Annotated in this window: 20 protein-coding genes and 18 tRNA genes; 31 read left to right on the forward strand and 7 right to left on the reverse strand. The window is 65.1% G+C overall.

From position 1 onward, the window contains the following. Positions 1–26: 26 nt before the first annotated feature. Complete coding sequence (locus tag DZC73_RS22955) at positions 27–395, reverse strand: hypothetical protein (protein ID WP_124542714.1); 369 nt, start codon at positions 393–395, stop codon at positions 27–29. A gap of 550 nt (positions 396–945) precedes the next feature. Between DZC73_RS22955 and DZC73_RS22960 the strand changes: the two genes are divergently transcribed. The 20 genes from DZC73_RS22960 to DZC73_RS23060 all read left to right on the forward strand — a co-directional run bounded on the left by DZC73_RS22960 (position 946) and on the right by DZC73_RS23060 (position 4,354). Beyond that, positions 946–1,021, forward strand: a tRNA-Gly gene (locus DZC73_RS22960). Positions 1,022–1,182: 161 nt separating this feature from the next. Continuing rightward, positions 1,183–1,257, forward strand: a tRNA-Glu gene (locus DZC73_RS22965). A gap of 92 nt (positions 1,258–1,349) precedes the next feature. After that, positions 1,350–1,425 (forward strand) — tRNA-Asp (locus DZC73_RS22970). Positions 1,426–1,433: 8 nt separating this feature from the next. After that, positions 1,434–1,509 (forward strand) — tRNA-Phe (locus tag DZC73_RS22975). A gap of 4 nt (positions 1,510–1,513) precedes the next feature. After that, positions 1,514–1,590: transfer RNA gene (locus DZC73_RS22980), tRNA-Arg, on the forward strand. Positions 1,591–1,598: 8 nt separating this feature from the next. Next, positions 1,599–1,685: transfer RNA gene (locus DZC73_RS22985), tRNA-Tyr, on the forward strand. Between the two features lie 6 nt (positions 1,686–1,691). Next, positions 1,692–1,767 (forward strand) — tRNA-Trp (locus DZC73_RS22990). Positions 1,768–1,774: 7 nt separating this feature from the next. Then, a tRNA-Cys gene (locus tag DZC73_RS22995) sits at positions 1,775–1,860 on the forward strand. A 7-nt stretch (positions 1,861–1,867) separates the two neighbouring features. Beyond that, positions 1,868–1,943 (forward strand) — tRNA-Asn (locus DZC73_RS23000). Between the two features lie 4 nt (positions 1,944–1,947). Next, positions 1,948–2,022, forward strand: a tRNA-Ile gene (locus DZC73_RS23005). A gap of 9 nt (positions 2,023–2,031) precedes the next feature. Then, positions 2,032–2,107 (forward strand) — tRNA-Pro (locus tag DZC73_RS23010). A 26-nt stretch (positions 2,108–2,133) separates the two neighbouring features. Beyond that, positions 2,134–2,204: transfer RNA gene (locus tag DZC73_RS23015), tRNA-His, on the forward strand. 70 nt (positions 2,205–2,274) lie between these two features. Next, the gene (locus DZC73_RS30715; protein WP_124542827.1) at positions 2,275–2,550 is read left to right on the forward strand and encodes an SEC-C metal-binding domain-containing protein; all 276 of its coding nucleotides are present in this window, start codon (positions 2,275–2,277) and stop codon (positions 2,548–2,550) included. A 77-nt stretch (positions 2,551–2,627) separates the two neighbouring features. After that, positions 2,628–2,712: transfer RNA gene (locus DZC73_RS23025), tRNA-Leu, on the forward strand. After that, a tRNA-Ile gene (locus DZC73_RS23030) sits at positions 2,713–2,787 on the forward strand. A gap of 12 nt (positions 2,788–2,799) precedes the next feature. Then, positions 2,800–2,889, forward strand: a tRNA-Ser gene (locus tag DZC73_RS23035). 11 nt (positions 2,890–2,900) lie between these two features. After that, positions 2,901–2,974: transfer RNA gene (locus DZC73_RS23040), tRNA-Lys, on the forward strand. 108 nt (positions 2,975–3,082) lie between these two features. Next, positions 3,083–3,631 (forward strand): RNA ligase 1 family protein, encoded by a 549-nt coding sequence (locus tag DZC73_RS23050; RefSeq protein ID WP_124542715.1) that lies wholly within the window; start codon positions 3,083–3,085, stop codon positions 3,629–3,631. A 15-nt stretch (positions 3,632–3,646) separates the two neighbouring features. Beyond that, positions 3,647–3,721, forward strand: a tRNA-Val gene (locus tag DZC73_RS23055). Positions 3,722–3,772: 51 nt separating this feature from the next. Beyond that, positions 3,773–4,354 carry an HNH endonuclease gene (locus DZC73_RS23060; protein ID WP_124542716.1) on the forward strand — a complete coding sequence of 194 codons (582 nt, stop codon included), beginning with the start codon at positions 3,773–3,775 and terminating at the stop codon, positions 4,352–4,354. 58 nt (positions 4,355–4,412) lie between these two features. On the opposite strand, the gene rtcR is transcribed toward DZC73_RS23060, so the two are convergent. Further along, positions 4,413–6,029: an RNA repair transcriptional activator RtcR gene (rtcR, locus tag DZC73_RS23065; protein WP_124542717.1), complete on the reverse strand. Its 1,617-nt coding sequence runs from the start codon at positions 6,027–6,029 to the stop codon at positions 4,413–4,415. Between the two features lie 335 nt (positions 6,030–6,364). On the opposite strand from rtcR, the gene DZC73_RS23070 reads away from it, so the two are divergent. The 7 genes from DZC73_RS23070 (at position 6,365) to DZC73_RS23100 (ending at position 13,996) form a co-directional block, all read left to right on the forward strand. Beyond that, positions 6,365–6,435: transfer RNA gene (locus tag DZC73_RS23070), tRNA-OTHER, on the forward strand. Between the two features lie 308 nt (positions 6,436–6,743). Further along, entirely contained in the window at positions 6,744–7,883 is a 1,140-nt protein-coding gene (locus DZC73_RS23075) for a slipin family protein (RefSeq protein WP_124542718.1), read from the forward strand. Positions 7,884–7,927: 44 nt separating this feature from the next. Next, a complete protein-coding gene (locus DZC73_RS23080; RefSeq protein ID WP_124542719.1) occupies positions 7,928–9,505 on the forward strand; it encodes a vWA domain-containing protein in 1,578 nt (525 codons plus the stop codon). Positions 9,506–10,029: 524 nt separating this feature from the next. After that, on the forward strand, positions 10,030–11,247 hold the full coding sequence (locus DZC73_RS23085; protein WP_124542720.1) for an RtcB family protein: 1,218 nt from the start codon (positions 10,030–10,032) through the stop codon (positions 11,245–11,247). A 31-nt stretch (positions 11,248–11,278) separates the two neighbouring features. Further along, entirely contained in the window at positions 11,279–12,106 is an 828-nt protein-coding gene (locus DZC73_RS23090; protein ID WP_124542721.1) for a nucleotidyltransferase domain-containing protein, read from the forward strand. Then, a complete protein-coding gene (rtcA, locus tag DZC73_RS23095) occupies positions 12,099–13,145 on the forward strand; it encodes an RNA 3'-terminal phosphate cyclase (protein WP_124542722.1) in 1,047 nt (348 codons plus the stop codon). Before DZC73_RS23090 ends, rtcA begins: the two co-directional genes overlap by 8 nt. Before the next feature lie 155 nt (positions 13,146–13,300). Next, positions 13,301–13,996, forward strand: coding sequence for a hypothetical protein (locus DZC73_RS23100; protein WP_124542723.1), 696 nt, complete (start codon positions 13,301–13,303; stop codon positions 13,994–13,996). A 21-nt stretch (positions 13,997–14,017) separates the two neighbouring features. Here the strand turns inward: DZC73_RS23100 and DZC73_RS23105 are convergent, their stop codons facing one another. The 3 genes from DZC73_RS23105 to DZC73_RS23115 all read right to left on the reverse strand — a co-directional run bounded on the left by DZC73_RS23105 (position 14,018) and on the right by DZC73_RS23115 (position 18,451). Next, complete coding sequence (locus DZC73_RS23105; RefSeq protein WP_124542724.1) at positions 14,018–14,392, reverse strand: EF-hand domain-containing protein; 375 nt, start codon at positions 14,390–14,392, stop codon at positions 14,018–14,020. 15 nt (positions 14,393–14,407) lie between these two features. Then, positions 14,408–16,000, reverse strand: coding sequence for a S10 family peptidase (locus DZC73_RS23110; protein WP_235835247.1), 1,593 nt, complete (start codon positions 15,998–16,000; stop codon positions 14,408–14,410). 123 nt (positions 16,001–16,123) lie between these two features. Then, positions 16,124–18,451, reverse strand: a complete 2,328-nt coding sequence (locus DZC73_RS23115) for an NADP-dependent malic enzyme (RefSeq protein ID WP_124542725.1) — start codon at positions 18,449–18,451, stop codon at positions 16,124–16,126. 495 nt (positions 18,452–18,946) lie between these two features. Here DZC73_RS23115 and DZC73_RS23120 point away from each other — a divergent pair, with 495 nt between their 5' ends. Both DZC73_RS23120 and DZC73_RS23125 read left to right on the forward strand, forming a co-directional pair. Beyond that, positions 18,947–22,342 (forward strand): glycosyl hydrolase, encoded by a 3,396-nt coding sequence (locus DZC73_RS23120; protein ID WP_161974708.1) that lies wholly within the window; start codon positions 18,947–18,949, stop codon positions 22,340–22,342. Between the two features lie 163 nt (positions 22,343–22,505). Further along, entirely contained in the window at positions 22,506–23,096 is a 591-nt protein-coding gene (locus DZC73_RS23125) for a beta-1,3-glucanase family protein (protein WP_124542727.1), read from the forward strand. Here the strand turns inward: DZC73_RS23125 and DZC73_RS23130 are convergent, their stop codons facing one another. Next, entirely contained in the window at positions 23,097–23,573 is a 477-nt protein-coding gene (locus DZC73_RS23130) for a hypothetical protein (protein ID WP_124542728.1), read from the reverse strand. A 240-nt stretch (positions 23,574–23,813) separates the two neighbouring features. Here DZC73_RS23130 and DZC73_RS23135 point away from each other — a divergent pair, with 240 nt between their 5' ends. Both DZC73_RS23135 and DZC73_RS23140 read left to right on the forward strand, forming a co-directional pair. Next, positions 23,814–24,503, forward strand: coding sequence for an aspartate/glutamate racemase family protein (locus DZC73_RS23135; RefSeq protein WP_124542729.1), 690 nt, complete (start codon positions 23,814–23,816; stop codon positions 24,501–24,503). A gap of 179 nt (positions 24,504–24,682) precedes the next feature. Further along, positions 24,683–25,996 carry a cellulase family glycosylhydrolase gene (locus DZC73_RS23140; RefSeq protein WP_161974709.1) on the forward strand — a complete coding sequence of 438 codons (1,314 nt, stop codon included), beginning with the start codon at positions 24,683–24,685 and terminating at the stop codon, positions 25,994–25,996. Positions 25,997–26,021: 25 nt separating this feature from the next. On the opposite strand, the gene DZC73_RS23145 is transcribed toward DZC73_RS23140, so the two are convergent. Beyond that, entirely contained in the window at positions 26,022–26,735 is a 714-nt protein-coding gene (locus tag DZC73_RS23145; protein WP_161974710.1) for a LytR/AlgR family response regulator transcription factor, read from the reverse strand. Between the last annotated feature and the right edge of the window lie 5 nt (positions 26,736–26,740).

Consider the following 26,740-nt stretch of genomic DNA (forward strand, 5'->3'; position numbering starts at 1 on the left):
AGCAGGCCGTCAGTGGGATGCAGGTGTCAGGCGCCGACCGTGAGGTCCTTCAGCAAGCTGCGCAATTTCTTGCGGCCGTCGCTGTTCGTCGAGCGCCAGGCCTTGAGTGCCAGCGCGAGAAACTGCTGTTCGGCCTGGTTCAGGCCCGCGGCTTCGCGCTCTTCATCAAGCCAGCCCACCGGCTTCTTGCAGTGCTGCTCGATCTGCCGGGCGAGCTTGTCGCCGATGGGTCGGGATGACTTGATCTGGCTCCACATGCTGGGCGAAATCTCCAGGCTCGTGGCGAAGGTTTGCTCCAGCCCCTTGGGAGCGGCGCCATTGGCCACGGCCGACTCGGCATAGGCCTGGAAGAGCGCCAGCACGTTGCGGCGCCGATGGATGGTGATGTTGCTCACGCTGAGTGTGTGTTGCGTACGACAAGAATTTCGAGCCGCGATTGTCGGGGGGGTTGACGATGGCGTAAAGACTCTTTACAGTCCGCTCCCGTCGCTGCATGAAGCGACATTCTTCAACGATTTCAAGGACTCGACGTGACCCGATTCGCCGCCAAACAAAACCTTCGACCCTGCCAGGGCCGTGGTGCGTTTGTGCGCGTCGTCGCGACGTTCCAGCTAGGAGCGGCCGATGGTTGCTCGTATCGCAACAGCAAGTCCATGCATCTGGCCGCTGCCTTGGAGTGCCCGCAATGGCACATCAAGAGTGACGAGGATCCGATGCATCCGGGAGAGGGAGGCGCATAGCCGCACCCCTTCAAGCTCTGTACGCAGAGGCCCGGATTCCGCGAAGGATCCGGGCCTTTTTGTTTTCAACCTCCAACCCGCGTCGTGGCCGGCAGCCGCGACGCAGCGATCCACCGGGTCGCACACCGGCAACGGTGCATTGTTCTTTCAAAACTTGCCGCAAGACGACGCCAGTACTGGCTGGCCATCAGCGTCTTGCACACATGCGGATGTAGCTCAGCAGGCAGAGCGGGACCACGCCATGGTTCAGGCCACGAGTTCGATTCTCGTCATCCGCTCCACGATTCACTTCGGGTGTGTCCTTGCACTCCGTGGCCGCACTTGCATGGTGTTGGCGGCGCGGGATGTGCGCGGTCGCAGGCCTGAGGCTCCGTGCAGCGAGACACCACGTCCGACGGGACGCTCGCGCTTGGGCACAGCCGAAGTGGATTGCCATGAATTGGTCGCGTTCGTCTAACGGTCAGGACGCTGGGCTTTCAATCCGGCAATGCGGGTTCGACTCCCGCACGCGATACCAGCAAACAGAAGCCATCGTCGAGCTCACGCTTCGATGGCGGAAATCGGCCGCAACGATTGGGCGGCACCGGAACCCGTCACCGGAAAATATTTGCTTCGTTAACTCAGTGGTCAGAGTGCCGGCCTGTCTAGTCGGAAGCCGCGGGTTCGAATCCCGCACGAGGCGCCAGTCAATTTGCCGCGGTAGCTCAATGGGTAGAGCGCCGGCCTGAAGAGCCGGGCGTAGGAGGTTCGAACCCTTCCCGCGGCACCAGTTTGTCTCGTTAGCTCAATGGATGAGAGCGCCGGTCTACGAAGCCGGAGGTTGCATGTTCGAGTCATGCACGAGGCGCCAATTCTCCTGGGTGTGTGGCAGAGAGGCCGATTGCAGCTGCCTGTAAAGCAGCCTCCCGAAAGGACACGGTGGTTCGAATCCATCCGCACCCACCAGACAAATCCGGGCTAGCTCAATTGGCAGAGCAGCGGCCTCCAAAGCCGAAGGTTCGCGGTTCGACCCCGTGGTCCGGAGCCAGATTCTTCTCGATGTAGCCAAGTGGTCGAAGGCGACTGATTGCAAATCAGTTGGCGCAAGCCCACGTCCGTTCGAATCGGACCGTCGAGTCCAGCTTTGTTTCCCGATAGCTCAATGGGTAGAGCGCCCGGCTGTTAACCGGGAGGTTCTTGGTTCGAGACCAAGTCGGGGAGCCAGTTTGCCCGTGTAGCTCAGTGGTAGAGCACTCGCTTGATAAGCGAGAGGTCGTTGGTTCGAGCCCAACCGCGAGTACCAATGGTCAGTCTCCGTGTAGCGCAGCTGGGAGCGCACGTGCCTTGGGAGCACGGGGTCGCAGGTTCGAACCCTGCCGCGGAGACCAACTTCTTTCGATGCATGTGTTTGGGTGTGGCCGTAGCTCAATGGCAGAGCCATGGATTGTGGATCCGTTGATGTCGGTTCGACTCCGACCGGTCACCCCCAAGCGCAGGCATCGGCGTCCCGCCGAAAGCGTGCGGATTCAATCCAAGGAGAACATCATGAAACGACATCCAGACAACGAATTCTGCTTTCACTCCAAGCAGCAAACGCAGGCGCGGTTTTCCGTCTGAATCCAGGGTTAAACGCGGTGATCGGTTTGTTCACGGGGACAAGGAACTCCATGAACGCCTTGGCCGCAACGACCCGTGCGTCTGCGGATCTGGGAGGTCGTTTCAAGAGCTGTTGCCTGAAGACAGGCTGCTTTTGACGGCGTCAACCGTGACGACTACCGACGTGATTGACCGCCGCATCCACCGCGGCAAGTCAGCCTGGACAACGCCATGACAAGCGCTCGCGCCCCCTGACGCGACCATCGGCAAAGAAGGTTCGATTCCTTCGCTGGGCATTCATCAACCCATCAACCCCTCGTGGCGGAATTGGCAGACGCAGCGGTCTCAGAAGCCGTGGCCACAAGGCATGTCCGTTCGACTCGGACCGAGGGGACCAGGTCCTGTAGCTCAGAGGCAGAGCATCGCCCTCATAAGGCGCAGGTCGCCGGATCGTGACCGGCCAGGACCACCATTTCAACCTTGCGGAAAGCTGCCCGAGTGGCAAGGGGCCGCCTTGCTAAGGCGTGGCCGGCGTGGAAACGCCGCGGGGGTTCGATTCCTCTGCTTTCCGCCATCGACATGCATGTGGGTGTAGCTCAAGGGTAGAGCAGCCGGCTTTTAACCGGCAGGTCTGGGTTCGATCCCCAGCGCCCGCACCAAACCAAGACAACTGGGGCGTAGCTCAACGGTAGAGCAGCGGACTTTGACTCCGCTGGCTGGAGGTTCGAGTCCTCCCGCCCTTGCCAACAACACAAAGGGGAACTCCCATGAAGAAGACCGTTTCCTTGTTCGCTCGCAACTACGAAGGCGACCGCTTGGTCCGCAACGAAGTGGTTCCTGGCGCAGAATGGGTGATGGCCGGCGAAGGCGTGGCCACCCGCAAGTTCGACGGAACCTGCTGCTTGATGCGTGGTGGCGTCTTGTACAAGCGCTACGACGCCAAGGCGGGCAAGGTTCCGCCCCCTGGCTTTGAACCCGCACAGGAACCCGATGCCTTGACCGGGCACTGGCCAGGTTGGTTGCCTGTTGCCGACGGCCCTGACGATGCTCGTCATCGTGAGGCGATGACCCAGGCGTTGGCAGACGGTACTTACGAGTTGTGCGGACCCAAGGTTCAAGGCAACCCCGAGAAATTTGCCCGGCATATCCTGGTCCGTCACGGCAAGGATGTCTTGGCCGACTGCCCACGCAGCTTCGATGCATTGCGTGTGTACTTGTGCGATCGCGACATCGAAGGTGTTGTGTGGCATCACGAAGATGGCCGCATGGTCAAGATCAAGGGCAAGGACTTTGGCCTGAAGCGCGGCAGTGCCTGAGGAACCTCACGGACATGCCCCGTAGCTCAGCGGGAGAGCGGCTGTCTTACAAACAGCGGGTCGGCGGTTCGACACCGTCCGGGGCAACCAAATCCACATCTCTCGTTAACCACACGCCGAGCCCGCGGAAAGGAGGGCGCGATGCAAAGCGAAGACCACTGTCACCGTCACGTCCTGCAGCTGGACATCCAGGGCACGCCTCAGGCGTGGATCACGCTGGAGCAGGCTGCACTGCACTATGCGACCGACTCGATCGCCTGGTTCGATGGCGACGGACCGCTTCGCATCCTGCGCGGCGGTTGGAACACCGCCACCTCGCGGCAGTCGATCATCGAAGTGCATCCGATCATCGCCATGCGCGGTGCCTCGAAGGTCAACCTGTTCGATGTCGTGCCGGGCTTCAGCAAGTCCAAGCTGGTGCGGCGCGACCGCTTCACCTGTGCCTACTGCGCCGGCGTGTTCGCCGAGCGTGACCTTCAATGCGAACACATCGTGCCGGAAAGTCGCGGTGGTGCTTGGAGCTGGATGAACATCGTGGCGGCCTGCGCGCACTGCAACGGCCGCAAGGCCAACCGCACGCCGGAAGAAGCCGGCATGCCGCTGGTGTACCTGCCGTACGTGCCCACGCGTTTCGAAGACTTCCTGCTCGAAGGCCGCAGCATCCGGGCCGACGTGCATGAATGGCTGGCCGCACGGCTGCCGAAAGGCTCGCGGCTGAACTGAGAGCCGATTCCAGCCCGCAACGGGGCGCTTGTCGAAAGACGGGCGCCCCGTTGTCGTTTCAGCGCTCCTGGGCGGTGCAGATGGCTTCCCAGTTCAACCCGAACTTCTGCAGGTACTTGCGCAGCCGGTCGGCGTCATTGACGACCGTGCGCTGCGTGCGCGACTGGTCGAAGAGTTTGCGGCCGGCATCCGAGAGGCTGCGTGACTCGCGGCAGATGCGGACAACCGATTCAAGCTGGAGGCGATCGAAGAGGTCCAACTCGGCATGGGAGCTTTCGCCGAGCAGGGCGTCGAGGTCGACACCCTCACCGGCGGGCCCGCTCTTGGCGCCACGTTGCCACAGCCAGCGCAAACGTTGCAGCTCGGCCTCCACGAGCGCCGTGGAGATGCGCCCTCCGTCGGCGAGCGTGGCCAGCCGCGTCACGCTCGCCGACAGGTCTCGGAAGTTGCCGTTCCACGTGGCTTCTGCCGATTGCGCGAATTTCAGGTACATGGCCTTGGCTTCCGCATTGAAGCGGACAGCGCGCCCGGTCTCCGCCGCTGCACGCGCCAGCAGGTGGTCGACGTTGGGTTCCAGATCTTCTGGGCGCTGGGCCAGCCCAGGCAGGGTGTAGGCCCACAGGTTGATGCGGGCGTACAGGTCATCGCGAAAGCGGCCGCCTGCCACGTCCACACGCAAGTCGCGGTTGGTTCCGGCGATGAGCTGAAAGTCGCTGGTGACCTCGCGGTCGCTGCCCATCGGGAAGAAGCGCTTTTCTTCCACCGCCTTGAGCAGCATGGCCTGTTCGTCCAGGCCCAGCTCACCGATCTCGTCGAGGAACAGCACGCCTTCGTGCGCCGTGCGCAGCAGGCCCGCGCGGTCGGTAGCGGCGCCGGTGAATGCCCCCTTCTTATGGCCGAAGAGCGTGGATGCCGCACCGTCGCCATGCAGTGTGGCGCAGTTCACTTCCACGAATTCTCCGGAGACCTGATGGCGGCTCTTCTTCAGTTCGTACATGCGCCGCGCTAGGTGTGACTTGCCCGCGCCGGTGGGCCCGGTGAGCAGGATGGGCGCACGCGAGCGCACCGCCACGCGCTCGATCTCCTCGATCAACGCGTTAAAGCGCCGGTTGCGCGTGGCGATGCCGCTCTTGAGGAAGTCCAGTGCGTCGCGCTGCTCCTGGTGGAATCGCTGCGCCAGCACGTCGTAGCGCGACAGGTCCAGGTCGATGAGGGTGTAGCTGCCGGGGTTGTTCTGCGTCTGCTTCTTGGGTGGCGCAGTCTGCAGCAGCACGCCAGGGATGAAGCGCGACTCCACGAGCAAGAAGATGCAGATCTGCGCGACGTGCGTACCGGTGGTGATGTGGGCCCAGTACTGCTCACGTTCGGGCTTGAAGTCGTAGGTGCGGACCCAGTCGTAGAGTGCGGCGTACATCTCGCCGAAGTCCCAGGGGTCGGCGATGTCCAACGGCACCAGGCGCACCTCGGTATCGGGTGACGACGCTGCGATGTCCTTCTTCAGAAGCTCGGCCAGTGCCTGGTGTCGTGGCGTGTAGAGCAGCTCCAGGCGATGGATCAGCGTGTCTTCGTGCTGGACCAGCGAGATGGTGGGGCGCCACTTCTCCCAGCGCCCGGCTCCTTGGCCGGAGTCGAGTTGGGTGCCGAGGAAACCGATGACGATGGTCTTCTTTGCCATTCTCTATATGGATAGATCGCTAGCGAATATTCTAGCTTTTGATTGATCGATGGGTGACTGTCGATTTGGTTGAAATGAAAGAAATCCATTTGGATCAACGAGTTAACTCCACTTTTCAGGCGCCGGGGGTAGGCTGGCACGCTGCCTGCAATATCTCTCGCATCTGACACGAAGTTGGAACGCTCACAGGTCAGAGGTTCGGGTCAACACCCGCCTCGCCGGTGCAAGGGCCCTGCATCTGCAGTTGGAGGCTTGCATGCCGCGTCCACCGGAAGGTCGGGTTGGACATCTCTGGTGAGCCGGAAACGGTTCGGGTTCGATTCCCGTCATGCCGCCAGTTCTGTAGCTCAGACGGTAGAGCAGCCTCCAAAAGAGGTCGGTCGCGGGTTCGACTCCCGCCGAACAACTTTGGCCTCCAAAGCCATGGAAGCAAATCGGTCGAAAGACCACCCGCCGAATGCGGGCGCCGATGAACGAAGGGGGCATCAGCCGCAATGACGGCGTGATGAGTCGGGCATCGGCACCCGTCAGCGTGGAAGCCCGAGTGCCGCGATCGGTCGGAGCATGCGCGCAACCAGCCAAAGGACGCAGTCAGTCCGAGGCGCGTTGCGAAGGCCTGGTCCGAAGCGAGCGTCGCCCGCTTGCATGCTGTAACGGCACCAATTCATCGAACGAAGTTTTTTTCAGACAAGACAACAAGGAAGGGGAAACGAGATGCTGAAGCTGACTCGTGTGACCATCAACAAGAACAAGCGCGGCCTGCTGCTGCGCAACGGCGATTTCGAGCGTGTGCTCCAACCTGGCAAGCACTGGCTGGGCTCGGCGCTGGACCAACTGCGCGTGGAAGTCTTCGCACTGGAGCAGCCGGCCTTCACGCACGGCCTGACCGAGTACCTGCTGTCGCAGGAGCCCGAGGTGGTTGCCGCCGAATTCGTTCGGGTGGAACTGAGCGAGACCCAGGTGGGGCTGCGCAGCGAGAACGGCGTGCTGGTGGAAATCCTGGCGCCGGCGACGCGTCGCCTGTACTGGAAGGGCCTGGTGGACGTGAAGGTGGACGTGATCGACATCGCTGAAACCGTCGATGTGCCGGTCGCTGTGGCATCGCGCCTGACGCAGACCCAGCTCCGCCAACGCGCGGTGACTGGCCTGACGGGCGTGCTGCAAGTGCAGGTGCCTGAGCACTCGGCAGGCCTGCTGTGGGTCGACGGCAAGATCGATCGTCTGCTGGTTCCGGGCACGCACACGTTCTGGAAGTTCAACCGCAACGTGTCGGTGGATCTTGTGGACCTGCGCCTGCAGGCGGTGGAAGTGACGGGCCAGGAAATCCTGACCCGCGACAAGGTGGGCCTGCGGCTGAACCTGGTGGCGACCTTCCGCTTCACCGACGTGCTGAGTGCCTACAAGCACCTGAGCAAGCCGGCGGAGCACCTGTATCGCGAACTGCAGTTCGGCCTGCGTGCCGCGGTCGGTACCCGTTCGCTGGACGAGCTGCTGGAGAACAAGACGGTGATCGACGAAGTCGTGACCGCGCATGTTCGCAGCAAGCTGTCGGCCTATGGCGTGGAGCTGGACAGCGCAGGATTGAAGGACATCGTGCTGCCGGGCGAGATGAAGACCATCCTGGCCCAGGTGGTGGAAGCCGAGAAGTCGGCTGAAGCCAACGTGATCCGCCGCCGCGAGGAAACGGCCGCGACCCGTTCGCTGCTGAACACCGCGAAGGTGATGGAAGACAACCCGACGGCCCTGCGCCTGAAGGAGCTGGAGACGCTGGAACGCGTTGCCGAACGCATCGACAAGATCTCGGTGTTCGGTGGCCTGGACAGCGTGCTGAACGGTCTCGTGAAGCTGCGTTGACCGGACAGGCAAGACAGACAAGTTGAATGCAAAGAGGAAAACTCATGGTCAACACTCAATTGTTCAAGACGGCTGCAGGCGTGCTGCTGCCCAAGGCGAAGGCCCGCAATGAGGCAGGTGCGCTGGCATACGCCTTGAGCCCGCGCCACCAGCTCGCACAGCTGGCGGCCACCGGTTGCCTGAACCGAACCTTCTACGCTGCGGCGCAGACTCAGTTCCAGACGGTGCACGAGCTGGCCCAGAAGGTCGACGCCTCGTTCGTGGCCAAGACGGCCATCTACGCCCGGCAGTCCGGCCACATGAAGGACATGCCTGCATTCCTCGCCGCGACGCTGGCCGTGCGCGACGTGGGCCTGCTGGGCCAGGTCTTCGGCCGCGTGGTGGACAACGGCAAGATGCTGCGCAATTTCGTGCAGATCGTGCGAAGCGGTGCGGTGGGCCGCAAGTCGCTCGGAACTCGTCCGAAGAAGCTGGTGCAGGCCTGGTTGCTGAACGCAAGCGAGAAGCAGTTGCTGAATGCCGCGGTGGGCAACACGCCTTCGCTGGCTGATGTGGTGAAGATGGTCCACCCCAAGCCTGCCGAGGCATGGCGTGCCGCATGGTTTGCATGGCTGATCGGCAAGTCCTTCGTGGAAGCCGACCTGCCGCCGATCACGCAGTCTTTCGAGCGATTCAAGCGCGGCATGGCCCTGGGCGTGAGCTCAATGGATGTGCCGGAGGTGCCGTTCCAGATGCTGACCACACTGGACCTGAACACGGCCCAGTGGGCGCAGATTGCGCGCACCGGTTCGTGGCAGATGGTGCGTCAGAACCTGAACACCTTTGCACGTCACGGCGTGTTCGAGGTGCAGGGCATGGCCGAGGTGGTGGCTGCCAAGCTGCGTGACCCGCAAGCCGTGGCCAAGGCTGGCGTGATGCCATACCAGCTGATGTCAGCCTTCACGGCAACCGGCGACGGCGTGCCTGCGGTTGTCCGCGACGCGTTGCAGGATGCGATGGAAGCTGCCATCTCGAATGCGCCAGTTTTTGACGGTCGCGTGGTGGTGTGCCCCGACGTGTCGGGCTCGATGAGCTCGGCGGTGACGGGCCACCGTGGTTCGGCAACGTCGGCGGTGCGCTGCATCGATGTGGCTGCCCTGGTGGCTGCGTCGGTGCTGCGAAAGAACCCGTCGGCGCGCGTGCTCCCGTTCGAGCAGGCGGTGGTGAAGCATTCGTTGAATGCCCGCGACTCGGTGATGACCAATGCGAAGGCCTTGGCATCCATCGGTGGCGGGGGCACCAACTGCAGCGCACCGCTGGCCTTGCTGAACAAGGAGCGCGCGGAAGTGGATGTGGTGATCCTCGTCTCGGACAACGAGTCGTGGGTCGACGCGCAACGCCATGGTGCGACGCAGACCATGCGTGAGTGGGAGGTGCTGAAGCAGCGCAACCCACAAGCGCGCCTGGTGTGCATCGACATCCAGCCGTACGCGACCACGCAGGCGGCGGAGCGTGCCGACATCCTGAATGTCGGCGGTTTCTCCGACGCGGTGTTTGATACGGTCTCGGCCTTCATGGAAGGCCAGGCCGATGTGGAGCACTGGGTGGGCGAGATCGAGAAGGTCTCGCTGGATGCCCAGTGAAGAGGTAGGGAGGTGAGGAAGGCGCTGCATGCGAAGGCGCACAGGAGTACAGCACCACGCTCGCAACGTGGATCCGCGCAGCCGGGCGACCGGCCAGCAACTCTTGTGAATCTGGTCGCATGCGGCGCCGACCGATCCGGCTCGACTGTTGTCGAGTGGCGAATGCTTGATGGGACTACATCGCTTGTGACGCTATCCGTCTCATCATTTTCCTTGTCGCTACCCGAGAGCAGTTGAAGGAGTTCGAGTTTTTGCGCGAATGCATGCAGGACTACATTGGGGGCCAGGGGTTCGAATCCCCAGCCGGGAAACCGGCAATGGCAGTTGTCCTGCGAAACCCTTGTCGCGCTGTTTTTGATGTCGTGCAGCGAATGCAGGTGGAACTACAGCCTCGTAAGCTCGTGGTCGCGGGTTCGAGTCCCGCCGGTTCCAGATCAGGGGAACCGTAGCTCAGTTGGATAGAGCACGAAGGTTTCGCCAATACTTGTCGCTGCGTGGCATTGATTTTTTGAAGTGAGATGAACATGGAACAGAACTACAACATCGAAGACGTCCCCGGTGGCGTGCCCGTGAAGATGTGGACCAAGGGCGTGCCGGTGGAAGACGAAGCCAAGCGCCAGTTGGCCAACGCTGCACGATTGCCCGTGGTGTTCAAGCACATCGCGGCCATGCCCGATGTGCACCTGGGCATCGGCGCGACCGTGGGCTCGGTGATCCCGACCATCAAGGCCATCATCCCGGCTGCGGTGGGCGTGGACATCGGCTGCGGCATGATGGCGGCGAAGACCACCTTGCGCGCCGAAGACCTGCCGGACAACCTGGCACCGCTGCGTGCCGCCATCGAGCGTGCCGTGCCTCACGGCCGCGCGCCGGGCGCACGTGACCCTGGGGCCTGGAACAAGGTGCCAGGCGCCGTCGATACCGCGTGGGCTCAGCTGGAACCCGAGTTCACTGAGCTGTGCCGCGACTACCCGAAGCTGGCCAAGACCAACAACCGCAACCACCTGGGAACCCTGGGTACCGGCAACCACTTCATCGAAGTCTGCCTGGATGAAGACGGCTGGGTCTGGTTCATGCTGCACTCGGGTTCGCGCGGGGTGGGCAACTTCATCGGCACGATGTTCATCGAGCTGGCCAAGCAGGACGCGATGCGCAACAACGCCAACCTGCCGGACCGCGACCTGGCGTACTTCGAGGAAGGCGCCCGCTACTTCGGCGATTACGTGCGTTCGGTGAGCTGGGCACAGAAGTTCGCGCAGCTGAACCGCGAGGTGATGATGCGCCGTGTGATCGAGGCCGCGAAGGCGGTGATCCACAAGAACTTCCAGAGCCATGTGGAAGCGGTGAACTGCCACCACAACTACGTGCAGAAGGAAACGCACTTCGGTGAAGAGGTGTTCGTGACCCGCAAAGGTGCGGTGAGTGCGAAGAAAGGCGAGCTGGGCATCATTCCGGGCAGCATGGGTGCGCGCAGCTACATCGTGCGCGGCAAGGGCAACGAGGAAAGCTTCCAGTCCTGCTCGCACGGTGCCGGCCGCACCATGAGTCGTGGCGAAGCCAAGCGCCGCTTCACGCTGGCCGACCATCGTGCGGCCACCGAAGGGGTCGAGTGCCGCAAGGACAAGGACGTGATCGACGAGATCCCGATGGCCTACAAGGACATCGACGCGGTGATGGAAGCGCAGAAGGATCTGGTGGAAGTCGTCCACACCTTGAAGCAGGTGGTGTGTGTGAAGGGGTGAGGGCCTTGGGCCTTCAGAAAGGAAGAAGGCCATGAACCAGGAAACCGTGCTGAGTGCGCACCCGGTGGAACCGCAGGTGCGCGAGCAAGTGATGCAATGCCTGCAGGACCTGGAGGCGAAGCACGACGTGAAGGTGCTGTTCGCCTGCGAATCAGGCAGCCGAGGCTGGGGCTTCGCCTCACCCGACAGCGACTACGACGTGCGCTTCGTCTACGTGAACCGCCTGCCCTGGTACCTCACGGTGGACGCGGGGCGCGACGTGCTCGAGTTGCCGGTCAGTGGCGATCTCGATGTGAACGGCTGGGACCTTCGCAAGGCGCTGCAACTGCTCAAGCAATCGAACCCGACGCTGCTGGAGTGGCTGCGGTCGCCGCTGGTGTACCGGCAGGACGAGCCCGCGGCGACGGAGCTGAAGCATCTGGCGGAAACCAACTTCTCGCCGGTGCGCGGCTACCACCACTACGTGTCGATGGCGAAGAAGAACTTCCGCGAACATCTCAAGGGCGAGGTGGTGCGCTACAAGAAGTACCTCTACGTGCTGAGGCCCCTGCTGGCAGCGCGCTGGATCCGCGATGGCCGCGGCGCGCCACCGATGCGCTTCGCCGAGCTGGCGCAGGCCACGCTGACCGACGCCCGGTTGCTGGCCGAAGTCAACCGCCTGCTGGAGGTGAAGATGCGTGCCGGTGAGGCGGCGACGAGTCCGCGCTGGCAGGTGCTGCACGACTTCCTGGAGGCTGAACTGGCGGTAGCCGAGTCGGTGTCCGTGGGGCAGTCATCGCAGCCCGACATGCCGGCGCTGGATGCGTTCCTGCACCGCAGCGTGATGCGTTTTGAACAAGAAAGAGAACGACATGATTGAACTGGATGGATCCACCGGCGAGGGCGGTGGCCAGATCCTGCGCACCTCGCTGGCCCTGTCGATGTGCACGGGTCAGCCTTTCACCATCGAGCGCATCCGCGCGAAGCGGACCAAGCCGGGACTGATGCGGCAGCACCTGACATGCGTGCAGGCGGCGGTGGAGGTGTGCGGTGCTCGAGTGCAGGGGGCCGAGCTGAGTTCACAGACCTTGGTGTTCGAACCCGGCCCTGTCCGTGCGGGCGACTACAGCTTCAACGTCGGCACTGCAGGCAGCTGCACGCTGGTGCTTCAGACGGTGCTGCCGGCGCTGATGCTGGCGGATTCGTCCAGCCGTGTCGCGCTGGCGGGCGGCACGCACAACCCGATGGCGCCGCCGTTTCACTTTCTCGATCGAAGCTTTGCGCCCCTGCTGCGTCGACTGGGCGTGGGCATCGAACTGGAGTTGCGCCGCCACGGTTTTTATCCCGCCGGCGGCGGCGAGATGTCGGCTCTCATTCATCCGTCCGGCCGCCTGGTGGCGTTCGATGTGATGGAGCGCGGTGCGACACGTGAAGCCTATGCGGAATGCCTGGCCGCGGCCTTGCCGCGTGCCGTTGGCCAACGTGAGCTGGAGGCACTGGGGCGCGAGCTGGGCTGGTCGGGCGATCAGCTGCGCACGCCGGCCTTGCGACAGAACGAAGGCCCCGGCAACGTCCTCATGGCCACGCTGGCCTGCGAGCAGGTGAGCGAGGTCATCACGGTCTTTGGCGAGCGTGGTGTCAGTGCGGAACGCGTAGCGGATGACCTGGCCAGAGAGGTCCGGGCCTTCGAGTCCGGTGCTGGTGCACTGGGGCCGCATCTGGCCGACCAGTGGATGCTGCCCCTGGCCCTGGCCTTGTGGCAGTCCGGTGGCATGGCACGTTTCACCTGCGACGAGCTGACCGACCATTCGACGACCAACATGGGCGTGGTCGAAAGGTTCTTGCCCGTGAAATTCGACGCACAACGTACCGGGACCGTGTGGAAGGTCACGGTGGCGGCACCGCAGGCATGGTCCTAGGCTGTGCCTGCTCCTGCAAATATTTCTACGACAAGCCCATCGCCGCCGAGAAATAGGGCCGCGATCCCCCTCTGTTACACGCCTCGCTTCTGCACCGAACGCCCAGAATCAAGCCTCGACCCAGAGTGCTAAGCGAGGCTCCATTGAATTCCCAAGTGCCTGACCTGTCCCGCGGTGTGATGCCCGCGGAGCTGTTGCCGATTTCCGGCTTCATCACGCCGCCCGCCAAGGGCGCCGACGATCATGCGCTGCAGGAACTGATCATGCGGGTCAACGCCGGCAGCCTGGCCTACCTGCGGGTGCCGTCGAATCTCGTGTACCGCTGGGCGGCACTGTGCGGACGCTGGTCGCCTGACTTGCAGACATTCATTGCCCAGGCCCTGCGCCACACCGGCAACCTCGACAACTTCCTCGTGCAGCCCGCCGCAGTGGACCACCACAACGGCGCCTACGGCCTGCTCGAAGCCAGCATCACCGCCGCCGAACTGGCGATGAACCCCTGCCACGAGCCCGGCAGCTTCGAGCCGCTGCCCACGCAACTCGACGAGCTGGAGCAGGTCTGCTCCGCCGCGGCCTTCCTTTTCGACCTGGGCAAGGTGTTCGACCCGCATCCCAGTGCCGACGTGGTGCGCAGCCACGACCCCATCCTGACGCCATATTCCGACCTGGCCCGCTGCTGGCGTTCGAGCTGGAAGGCGCTTTGCGGCCGCAACCCGGTGCTGGCCGCCTGGATGTACCACGTGGGCCGAGCCATCCCCAGCCGTGCGATGCCGGTGGAGATCGCCCGCCGCCTGACGCACAACGCGGTGAAGGCCGCGTGGCGCACGCCCAGCGCGCTGACCACGGTCTGAGCGCGCCCGTCCTCGGCGCTGTCAGAGCGTCGAGGCGCCCCGCTTCTTCAGGAAGCGCTTCACGTCCTCGAAGCTGACGCGGCCTGTCCGGCCGGTGTCGATCTGGTCGAACTGGCCGGCGATCATGCCCAGGCCAGCGGCCTTGGCCTGTTCCCGCGTGATGCTGCCCGTGCGCTGCGTGTCGGCGGCATCGAAGCTCGCTCGCAGCTTCTGCTCCACCTGCGCATGCAGGGCCGCCCCCCGCGTCTCGGCGGCCGATGCCGAAGCCGCCGCGGCGGCACGCACCGCCGGCGGGACCCAGGGGTCGCGCATCGGGACTTCCGCCTTGCCGTCGCCTGCCAGCACGTTGGTCGCGACGAACGGCAAGGCGAGCAATCCGATCCAGTGCTTGTTCATCGCATTGCTCCTTCTTCAGCGGCTCAGCAGGGATTGATAGAAGGTGCGCACGTCGGCACCCTCCTTCACGCGCGACGCATCGTCCAGGTAGGTCATGTGGCCGCCGTCATATACCTTGATCGCGATGTTGGGGTTCGGATCGAGCCGCGCCAGGTCGCGCTCGGTCTGGTGGAAGGGCGTGGCGAGGTCGTGGTAGCCGTTCACCGAGAGCACCTTCAGCGCAGGGTTCTGCGCCATCGCGGCCGCGAGGTCGGGAACGACGTCGGGCACGCCCTTGCCGTCGTGGCTGAAGTTCCAGGTGTTGATCGCATTGCTCAGCGTCACGTAGCTGGATGCATTGGCGTAGTGCAGCGTGTTGCTGAGGTAGGGGCCGATCGCAGCGCCGAACTGCGCCGAGATGAAGGTGCTCGACGGGTCGCCTTCACTGGCCAGCGCGCTGCCCGTGGGCGCTGACACGCGAGCGTCGTAGCGGCCGATGAGCTTGCCGGCGACGAGGTTGAACTGGAAGGTGCCCGGGTCGACGTTCAGCTTGGTCACCCACTGCGAGGCGGGCAGCCCGGTCAGGTTCTGCAGCTGCGTCGCGAGGCCGGCCGACGGCGGCGTGCGGCTCGCGAGCCAGTCCGCCAGCGCCGGGTCGTAGGTGCTTGAAGTGAAGCTGCGCATCTGCGCCGCGTAGGTGCCGGAGTCGGTGGGCACCGGGTTGGTCAGCGAGTAATACGCACCAACCTCGCCATAGGTCGGCAGGTAGCCGGCGCAGCTCACGGTCATGGTGACCTGGTCGCAGTTGGTGGCGTAGTTGAGCACCGAGGACTGCAGCACGATGCCCTTGAGCGACACGCCGGCCGTTTCCATCAGGTGCGACAGAACGCCGGTGCGCGTGGTGCCGTAGGACTCGCCGAAGAGGAACTTGGGCGAGGCGTTGCGGCCGTTGGCTGCGAGGTAGCGCACGATGAAGTCGCGGAAGGCCGCGGCATCCTTGTCCACGCCCCAGAAGCTCTGGTTGGTGTTGGGCGAGATGGCTTCCGAGTAGCCGGTGCCAATGGCGTCCACGAAGACGAGGTCGCTCACGTCCAGCAGGGTCTCGGCGTTGTCGACCAGCGGGAAGGGCGTGGGCGCATTGGTGGCCGGGTCGCCGGTGACCAGCCGCTTGGGGCCGAAGGAGCCCAGGTGCAGCCAGATCGAGGCTGAGCCCGGCCCGCCGTTGTAGAAGAAGGTGACCGGCCGCGTGGCCGGGTTGGCGCCATCGGCCGTGTAGGCGACGTAGAAGAAGGACGCTTCCTCGGCGTTGGTGCCCGGGTCGCGTGCGACGAGGTGGCCGGCAGTGGCGGTGTAGGCCAGCGGCGTGCCGCCGAGGGTGATGCTGTGCTTGGTGGCGGCCGCAGCCTCCACCGCGCAGGCGCTCAAGGAGGCGGAGGCGCTGGTCGAGTACACCGTGCTGTCGGTCAGTGAATCCTGGACCACGGGCGCCGGCGGCGGGCTGGGGCAGGCAGCCGGCGGGGCCGTGCCGCCGCCCCCGCCACCACCGCCGCAGGATGCAAGGCCGATGGAGGCGACAGCGGCCATCGCCGCCAACGCGCCGGGCCAACGAGCAAATCGTTCGTGCGTCATGCCGCAGCATTCTGCCGCGTGCGGCCCATCGGGCAACGGGGATTGCACGATCGCCATGGGGCCTTCATAGCAGCCCGCCGGTGCGTTCTGCGCACGGGCGGGCCGCCGGGCTGTCAGATCAACTCAAGCCCGTTGCCGCGCACAGGCGTCGGCCACCGCCAGCGCCGTCATGTTCACCACGCGGCGCACCGTCGACGACGGCGTGAGGATGTGCACCGGCGCCGACGCGCCGAGCAGGATCGGGCCCACCGTCACGCCTTGGCCGCCGGTCATCTTCAGCACGTTGAACAGGATGTTCGCCGCATCCAGGTTGGGCAGGATGAGCACGTTGGCGGCGCCCGTGAGCGTGCCGTCTCCCATCATGAACTTGCTGCGCACTTCCTCATTCAGCGCAGCGTCGCCTTGCAGTTCGCCATCGGCCTCCACGCCGGGCATGCGCTTCACGAACAGGTCGCGCGCGGCGCGCATCTTCACCGCCGAGGCGCGCTTGCTGCTGCCGTACATCGAATGCGACAGGAAGGCGACCTTGGGCGTGACGCCGAAGCGTTGCACTTCCTCGGCGGCGAGCGCCGCGATCTCGGCGAGTTCTTCCGCGCTCGGGTCGTCGTTCACGAAGGTGTCGGCGATGAAGAGGGTGTGCTTGTCCAGCATCAGCGCGTTCACCGTGGCGAACACGCGCGCGCCCTCGTTCAGGCCGATGACCTCGCGCACGTGGCCGAAGTGGCCGTCGAAGCGGCCCACCAGGCCGCACAGCATGCCGTCGGCATCGCCCAGGTGCACCATCATCGCGGCGATGGTGGTGTTGGAGCGGCGCAGCGTGGCCTTGGCCATCTCGGGCGTGACGCCGTTGCGGGCGTTGAGGCGGTGGTAGGCCTCCCAGTACTGGCGGAAGCGCTCGTCATCTTCGGGGTTGGTGATCTCGAAGTCGCGGCCGGCTTCCAGGCGCAGGCCGGCGCGCTCGATGCGCGAGACGATGACGGCGGGCCGGCCCACCAGGATGGGCTTGACCAGGCCTTCATCGATCGCGATCTGCACCGCACGCAGCACGCGTTCGTCTTCGCCCTCGGCGTACACGATGCGCTTGGGGGCCTGCCGTGCGGCCGTGAACACCGGCCGCATGAACATGCCGGTGTGCGTCACGAAGCGGGTGAGCGAGTGGCGATAGGCCACCAGGTCCTCGATGGGTCGGGTGGCCACGCCGCTGGCCTGCGCGGCCTTGGCCACTGCCGGCGCGATGCGCAGGATGAGCCGCGAATCAAACGGCGTCGGGATGATGTAGTCCGGCCCGAAGCGCAGCTCGCGGCCGGCATAGGCGCTGGCCACCTCCGCGCTGATCTCCGCCTTGGCCAGGTCGGCGATCTCGCGCACGCAGGCGATCTTCATTGCTTCGGTGATGCGGGTGGCGCCGCAGTCCAGCGCCCCGCGGAAGATGTAGGGGAAGCACAGGACGTTGTTGACCTGGTTCGGATAGTCCGACCGGCCGGTGGCGATGATGCAGTCCGGCCGCGCTTCCTTGGCCAGCTCGGGGCGGATCTCCGGCTCCGGGTTGGCCAGCGCCAGGATGATGGGCTTCGGGCCCATGCTGCGCACCATGTCCTGCGTGACGGCACCGGCGGCCGAGCAGCCCAGCAGCACGTCGGCGCCTTGCATCACGTCGGCCAGCGTGCGGGCCGGGGTCTTCTGCTGGTAGCGTTTCTTGGATTCGTCCAGCTTGTCCTCGCGGCGGTCGTGGATCACGCCCTTGGAGTCGCACACGAACACGTTCTCGCGCTTGACGCCCAGCTCCACCATCAGGTCCAGGCAGGCAATGGCGGCGGCGCCTGCGCCCGATACCGCCAGCTTCACCTCGCCGATCTTCTTGCCCACCAGTTCCAGCCCGTTGAGCAGCGCAGCGGCCGAGATGATGGCCGTGCCGTGCTGGTCGTCGTGGAAGACGGGGATGTTCATGCGCTCGCGCAGCTTCTTCTCGATGTAGAAGCACTCGGGCGCCTTGATGTCTTCGAGGTTCACGCCGCCCAGCGTGGGTTCGAGCGCCGCGATGATCTCCACCAGCTTGTCGGGATCGCGTTCGGCCAGCTCGATGTCGAACACGTCGATGCCGGCGAACTTCTGGAACAGGCAGCCCTTGCCCTCCATCACAGGCTTGCCGGCCAGCGGGCCGATGTCGCCCAGGCCCAGCACCGCGGTGCCGTTGGTGACCACCCCCACCAGGTTGCCGCGCGAGGTGAAGTCTGCGGCGAGCGTCGGGTCTTCCTCGATGGCCAGGCATGCATAGGCCACGCCGGGTGAATACGCCAGCGACAGGTCGCGCTGGTTCACCAGCGGCTTGGTGGGCGTGACGGCGATCTTGCCGCGCACCGGCGAGCGGTGGTATTCCAGCGCGGCGTCGCGCAGGGCCTGCTCGGCGGCGGACAGTTCGGCCTTGGGTTTCCGGGTGGTTTCAGCGGACATTGGCAATGTCTCCTGTTGTGGACGGCTCGTTCGGGACTCGTTGGAGACCGAAAGGCAAGTGACGATTGAGAGGGGGAGCCATTGTGCGACCGCCCGGCACGCCTGGGATACGCAAGTCCCGCAGTGCAAAGACAGCTTTTGCATCAGCTCATGCGCCAACGCCATACTTACGTCAAGAAACCGCTTTCAGGGTTTCCGAGGGGATGTAACCCACCCGTACCCGATTGACGCCTCCGGCACCGTGGATCAAGAATCCCCTCCGCCGATGAAAGCGGTTTCATAAAAGCAGTGGTTGTCGCAGTCCTCGGCAACGCCGGACGAGCGCCGCAAGAAGCGCCATCCGATGGGACGAAGTCTTCGCCCATCCCCCGGTGAACCCCCAACCCGATGGAGTGAGACATGAAGAGCCAGCGCCGGGACCGTCATCCGGGACGTGTTCCCATGCGTGTTCGTTTGCTTGCCGTTGCCGCCGCCGCAACGCTTTCCCAGGCCCCCTTGCACGCTGCCCAGTTCGGCAGCGGCAGCTACCGCGACGGCCTGCCCACCAGCAACCCCGCCGACAGCGGCTGGGCCGTGCCATCGCAGATCACCAGCTGGGGCCCGGGTGGCGTGCCCATCTACAGCCCGGCCACCCCGAAGTTCAAGGCCGGCGTGCCGGCCGTCAGCAACAAGTGGTGGTCGGGCCTGGGCTGGAACTACTGGGGCACGCAATCCAGCGGCCTCAACTCGGTGCCCAACTACGCCTTGCCGCTGTCCTTCATGGCCGTGCCCAGCGGCGCGGGCGTGTGGCAGCCCGACCAGCCCAGCATCCTGCGCGTCAACGGCGGCGGCACGGACTGGATGGCCGGCACACCCATTGACGGCATGGAGTTCATCAACAACGGCTACCCGAACTCGCAGCACTTCAACTTCTACGACCAGGACCTGATCGCGGGCCTGGAGGGCCTGGTGAGCGGCGACCCGCTGGTCGCGGGCTATTCCGACTGGGCCGTGACTGCGGAGTGGACGGGCGGCGGCAGCACGCTGCAGATGACCAGCGCCAGCGGCTCGCCGTACTTCTTCTTCAAGCGCACGGCGGGCTCGGCCAACGCGCGCGTGGAGGCCACCGGCGGCCTCACGGTGTTCTACAGCGCGGGCAACGTCATCGGCGTGTCGGTGAGCAAGGCCGCGGCCAACTACCGTCCGGGCACGCTGCACCACTACCTGCTGGTCGCGCCCTCGGGCGTGAACTGGGTGCAGTCGGGCAGCGTGTTCACCGCGCCGCTGGGCGGCAAGGGCTTCTTCACTGTCGCGGCCTTGCCCGACACATCCAACGCCACCGTCACCGACTACGCGCAGTACGCCCACAACCACATCACCGACACGCAGCTGAGCTGGAACTACAACGACGCCACGGCCACGCTGTCGTCGACCTTCAGCTTCAGCACCACCAACCAGGACACGGGGGCCACCAACCAGCCCACGCTGTCGGCGGTGTTCCCGCACACCTGGAAGGGCAACCTCAACAACCCGGTGAACACCGGTTATGCCTACGCCTCGCCGCGCGGGCAGATGAAGGTGGTGAAGGGCACCAGCTACACCAGCAACATGCGCTTCAACGGCCTGCTGCCGGTGATGCCGGTGGCCTCGGCGGATGTGGCCAAGCTGAACGGCTACGTCAACGACGTCGCCAACAACGCGGGCAGCATCTGGCAGACGCCGCCCGAGGGCACCATCGATGACGCCTACTGGACCGGCCGCTCGCTGGGCCGGCTCGCGAGCCTGATCTCCATTGCCGAGCAGACGGGCAACACGACCGCGCGCGACAAGCTGCTCACCGAGGTGAAGGCCAAGCTGCAGGACTGGCTCAGCTACACGCCCGGCAAGGCCAACAAGCACTTTGCCTACGACAGCAAGTGGCGCACGCTGTGCCCCATCTACGACATGCACTACGCCTGCCGCGACATGTCGGACCACCACTTCATCAACGGCTACTTCATCCGTGCGGCGGCCATCGTGGCGATGTTCGATCCGAACGGCGCGAGCTGGGCGGGACAGTGGGGCCCGATGGTGGAGCAGCTCATCAAGGACCCGATGAACTGGGACCGCAGCGACACCAGGTACGGGTTCCTGCGTCATTTCAGCCCGGTGGAAGGGCACAGCTGGGCCAGCGGCATGGCCTTCGGCAACGGGTTGAACGAAGAGTCGTCCAGCGAAGGCATGAACTTCGCCACCGGCGTTGCGCTGTGGGGCATGGCGACCAGCAACAAGGCCATCCGCGACCTGGGCGTCATGTACTACGCGAACCAGTCGCGCGCCATCGAGGAATACTGGTTCGACGTGGACCAGAGCAACCACCCTGCGGAGTTCAAGCCGCCGCAGGTGGGCATCATCTGGGGCAACGGCGGCCTGTACGGCACCTGGTGGACGGCCGAGCCGCGCGCGGTGCATGGCATCAACATCCTGCCCGTCACCTCGGGCTCGATCTACTTCGGCCGGCGTGCGGACCAGGTCACGCGCCTCATGAACGCGACCAACACCTACCAGGCCAAGTACCAGGGCTTGCCGGCACCCTCGGCCCCCGGTTTCAAGCCGCTGATGGGTCCGCTGGAGTGGAGCGACCTGTTCTGGTCGTACCAGGCGGTGAACGACCCGGCCGGTGCTCTCGGCCAGTTCAACGCCAACCCGAGCGCGCCGCCGGAGTGGGGCCAGACCAAGGCCGACATCTACAACTTCCTGTCGGCGCTCAACACCTGGGGCAAGCTGGAGACCGGTGTCACCGCGAACATCGCGTCCTACCAGGTGTTCAACAAGGGTGGGATCAAGCACTACGCGGCCTACAACCCGGGTGCGTCGGCGGTGTGCGTGAGCTACTCCGACGGCAAGAGCATGAGCGTCGCTGCGAAGCAGCTCGTGGTGGATGGCGGCGCCTGCAGCGGCGGCGGCGACACCACGCCGCCCAGCGTGCCGGGCAGCGTCACGGTGGGAACACGCACCTCCAACAGCATCGCGCTGTCGTGGGCGGCGTCGACCGACAACGTGGGCGTGACGGGCTACGAGGTGCTGCGCAACGGCGCCGTGGTGGGCTCGCCGACGTCCACCAGCTACGTCGACACCGGCCTGGCGGCCAGCACGAGCTATGGCTACAGCATCCGCGCCAAGGATGCGGCGGGCAACAAGTCGGCAGGCAGCCCGGCGGTGAATGCCACCACGCTGGCGGCATCGGACACGGTCGCGCCAACGGTGCCCACGGGCCTGGCCGTTGGTGCGGTCACCACCAGCAGCATCGCGCTGTCGTGGTCGGCGTCCACCGACAACGTCGGCGTGACCGGCTACCAGGTGCTGCGCAACGGCGCGGTGGTGGGCACGCCCACAGCCACGAGCTACAACGACACCGGCCTGGCCGCGAACACCACCTACACCTACACGGTGAAGGCGCGCGATGCAGCAGGCAATGTGTCGGGCGCCAGCACGTCCGTGAACGGCAAGACCGCGAGCGCGAGCAGCACGACGCCTGCACGCAGCACCATCCAGGTGGAGAACTACAGCAGCGCCGACCCGCGCATCACCAAGGTCGCCGGCGGCACCGCGGTGGGCACGACGGCGGACGGCACCTGGATCAAGCTGGGCAGCATCGACTTCGGCAGCACATCGCCGATCGACTTCGTGCTCAACATCGCATCGGGCATTTCGGGCAGCGGCTCGGTCACCTTGTACCGCGACGGCATCAGCGCGGCCAACAAGATCGCGAGCCTGGGCGTGGGCAACACGGGGGGATGGTCGTCCTGGCAACAGGTGGCCATGAACCTCACCACACCCACGACCGGCGTGCACGACCTGTACATCCAGTTCAACACCCCCTACGTCGACCCGAACGGCCTCGTCAATGTGGACTGGATCCAGTTCCGCTGATCACTGACCGGCGCTGACGCAGTTGACCCCGGGGCGGGCGGCGCACGGCGTGCGTCCGCCCCAACTTCCGAGGAGACATTCATGAGGATCATCTCAAGGACCGCGCTCGCCTTCGCGTGGCGTCGAGTACTGGTTCACCTACGAGAAGAACGGGCCCCTGTACGTGACGCCGCATTCCAGCTTCACGCAGGGCGGTGGCGGTGGCGGTGGAGGAGGTGGCGGCACCACAGTGGCGGCGCCGAGCTTCAATCCGCCGGGCGGAAGCTACGCCGGCATCCAGTCGGTGTCGATCGGCTACATCGACCAGGTGTGGAACCAGTACACGGCCGCTGACTTCGTGTTCACGCGGCCGGGCGACACCTTCCGCGGCCGTGTCGTCGCGGGACGTCTGCAGTTCACGTGGAATGGTGCGGGTCCGTTCTTCATCGACAAGCCCACCACCTTCGACGTGTTCGGCTGCACCGGCTACCTCGCCAAGGGTTCGACCATGGAGCTGGCGCTGGAAGCCGGGTTCTGCGGCGCGTTCAACCGCGGCGTGGCGCACAACACCGCCAACTGGCACACCCCGGCGAGCTACTACCAGAACGGCGTGATGCAGAACGAGTACGCCCACTTCTGGCACGTGAACGGCATCAACGGCAAGGCCTACGCGTTCGCCTATGACGACGCGAACGACCAGAGCTCGGTGATCATCATTCCGAACCTGGCGGCCAAGCCGTATCCGGACAGCGTGACGATCACGGTCGGGTGGTGATCAGACCGCCTTCTCGTACCTGAACCAATGCTCCGAGGTGGAACTCGGCTTGCTGTCCAGCGACTCGTGCTTGATGAGCACGTGCAACTGGCGCTGGCCGTTGTTCTCCACGGAGCGCATCCACAGGTTGTCGATGTAGCCGCCGGTGGGCACGCGGCCCGTCATCCAGCGTTGGCCCTTCCAGGTCTTGTAGGACGCGGCCACGCTGGGCCGGCCATAGAACTGGCCTGAGGATTGGCGGACCCAGACCCGCAGCTTGTAGGCGGTCTCGGTCTGCTCACCATTGAGCACCTGATCACCGCAACTGGTCATGCGCACGTCGAGGACGGCCGGGTCGGTGTCCTTGGCGTCGATGTTGCGCCAGCGGCCCGCTTCGCTGGGCGAAGCGCACAGCGCCCGCGAGGCCAGGGGCCAGCCCAGGGCCGGGAGGCACAGGCCGGCGAGCATGGCCCGGCGAGAGACGGCAACGGATGTCATGGCGAATTCCCTTCGCGTGCGAGTGCGATCCTGCACGGACCGTGGATTCACTCTAGGCGCCGCTGCCGCGGGGTCACATCCTGTGCGTTAGGGGGATGCCTCCCACGTTTGATGGAGAGACTGGGGCCCCAGTGGCCTTCAGTTCAACGATGTGCCCTGCCAATCCGGAGGCCTCGGCTGCGCCATGGGCTGGTGGCGGATGCCGCAACAATGTGCGATCGCTCGACAAGAGGAACCCCCATGCCCGCACACATCGGCATCGTCGCCTGCTCGGCCGAAGGCGCATCGCTGTGCTACCGCACCATCTGCGCGGAAGGCGCCGCGCTGCTGGGTGCGCATTCGCATCCGGAGGTGTCCATGCACACGCCGTCCCTGCATGAATACGTCGCCTGCCTTGATCGCGGCGACGTGCAAGGCGTGGCTGCACTGATGCTCGATTCCGCCCGCAAGCTCGCCGCCATCGGCGTGGACTTTCTCATCTGCCCGGACAACACCATCCACCAGGCCATGCACCTGGTGCGGCCGCAATCGCCCAAGCCCTGGCTTCACATCGCCGAAGTGGCGGCAGATGAAGCTGCCGCGCGCGGCTTTCGGCGCGTGGGTGTTCTCGGAACGACGTGGCTCGTGAACAGCGCGGTGTACCCGCAGGCGCTGGCAGCGCGCGGCATCGATGCGGTGCGGCCGAACGATGCCGATCGCGACCGCATCGGCCAGATCATCATGGACGAATTGGTGGCCGGCATCGTCCGGCCTGGCAGCGTCCAGGTGTTCCAGCAGGTCATCGAGCGCTTGAAGGCCCAGGGCTGCGATGCCGTGGTGCTCGGCTGCACCGAGATCCCGCTGGTCATCAGCGACGCGAATTCCGCCTTGCCCACGCTGGACTCGACCCGGCTGCTGGCACGGGCGGCCTTGCGTCGCGCGGTGGGCTGATGCGCTGCCAAGGCTTCCGTTCGACATCCGATTCCTTCCGCTGACCGGGCCGATCCGTCGATTCACTGCAGTGGCTGTCGATGCCGCGGGCCATCTTCGCTAGGCTGTCAAGCCTGAAGAAGCAGCTGGCGGACAGGGGAGTCCGAGCCTGGCGGCTTGGCACCGAGAGGAGGACATCCATGCACGCGACATTCGACACCCTTCGGTTCCGCGTTGGAGCCATCGGGGCCACGGTCATCGCCGCAGCCCTGCTCGCCGCCTGCGGAGGAGGCGGCGAGCAGGGCACCGATGGCGCTACCGCGCAAGCCCAGTCCGTGGCCCAAGGGCTGCCCGCGCCAGTCCGATTGAGCATCAACGGCGCGAAGATCTTCGGCCCGGACGGCCAGCCCATCCGCCTTCGCGGCGTGAACGTGCAGGGGGTGGACGACAAGGCGCTGGACGACATCGTCGGCAAGTTCCACATGAACCTGATCCGCCTGCGCATCTCGTTCACGCCGGAGAACCGCGACGAGACCGGCACCAGGGCGTCGGGCTTCAAGTCCACCTATGAGGATGCGATCCGCAGCTGGGTCGATGCGGCCCGCGCACGCAAGGTCTGGATGGTGCTGGAGATGCGCGCCAACGACAACGTCGCGAACAGTCGTGACCTCTACGACACGACCAAGACCGGTGCCTGCGATGCCCCCACCGACGCCGCGCATTGTCCCAACTACGGCTACTACCTCAAGGCCTGGCAGTACCTCGCGCGCACCTACCAGAACACCGACTATGTCGCCGGCTACGGCCTGCTGGCCGAGCCCAGCACCGACAAGACGGGCGACCCGGACCCGGTGGGCTTGCTGGTCAACTTCCAGAAGGCGCTGATGGCGGAGATCACGCGCATCGACGACCACACGCCCTTCTTCATCGGGCCGGCCTTCAACTACGACACGATGGAGTACCGGCCGGCCACCTATCCGCGCATCGGGCTGTATCCGAACCGCATCGTCTACGAGGTGAACTTCCTCATGCCCAAGGAATGGGTGCAGGACGGCAGCTGGAGCGTGACCTGCGACACACCGCCGTGCGCGACGCCGCACTACCCGTACAGCGATCCCAAGGACGGCTACCTGTCCTTGCTGGACGGCAAGAGTGACGCCGTGCCCTGGGAGCGCACCTTCAACATCAACCGCGTGAGCGAAGCGAACTACAAGAAGACCCTGAGCAAGGGCTTCATCAACTGGTACCTGAAGTGGCCGCTCGATTTCCGGGCCAAGTACAACGTGCCGTTCTACGTCGACCAGTTCGGCGCGAGCAGCAAGGCCGCGGGCCAGATCGCCTACGAGAAGGACCTGATCGACTTCTTCGAGGCCAACGACCTGCACTGGTCGCGCTGGTCCTACAACGCCTACAACGACGACAGCGATACCAGCTTCCTGCGGACGCTGCTGGCGAAGCCGTCAGGCAACGACACCGTGATCCAGTTCTACACCGACCTGGGCAAGACCTGGTGAGCTGAAGCCGCGGACCGTGCCGGTGTCAGAGCGTGCGCAGCGCTTCGGCCCCGGCGCGGCTCACCTCCACCTGCCCGAGCCCGTGCTTGAGCTCCACCACGCAGCGCCCCGGCCGCTCGCGCACGATGCGCTGCACGAAGTTCAGGTTGACGATGGCCGCGCGGTGCACCTGCACGAAGCTGTTCGCGTCCAGCCGCAGCTGCAGGTTCTTGAGGGGCTCCTCGATGAGGTGCTCGCCCTCTTGCGTCAGCAGTTGCGTGTAGCCGGGCACCGCGCGCAGGCAGGCGATGTCCTGGATAGGCACGAGCTGCGTGCTGGTGCCGCGGGTCGCGCGCAGCCACTGCGGGGCCTGTGATGCCGGCGCCGCCGTGCCGCCGGCCAGCTTGGCCTTCAGTCGCGTCACTGTGTCGCCCAGCCGCTCGGGCTCCAGCGGCTTGACCAGGTAGTCGATCGCACGCGCATCGAAGGCCTTGAGCGCGAACTGGTCGTAGGCGGTGACGAAGACGATCTCGCCGGTGTAGCCGCGCTCGCGCATGCGCTGGGCTGCGGCCATGCCGTCCAGGTGGGGCATGCTCACGTCCAGGAAGGCGACTTCCGGTCGCTGTTCCAGTGCGGCAGCCAGTGCCCCGCGCCCATCGGACGCTTCGGCCACGATGCGCAGCTCGGGCCAGGCCACGGCCAGCGCATCGCGCAGTTCCGCACGCAGCAGCGGTTCATCGTCGGCGATCAAGGCACGCATGGAAG

The organism is Rhizobacter terrae (assembly GCF_003852895.1).
In the GTDB taxonomy this organism is placed as follows: domain Bacteria; phylum Pseudomonadota; class Gammaproteobacteria; order Burkholderiales; family Burkholderiaceae_C; genus Albitalea; species Albitalea terrae.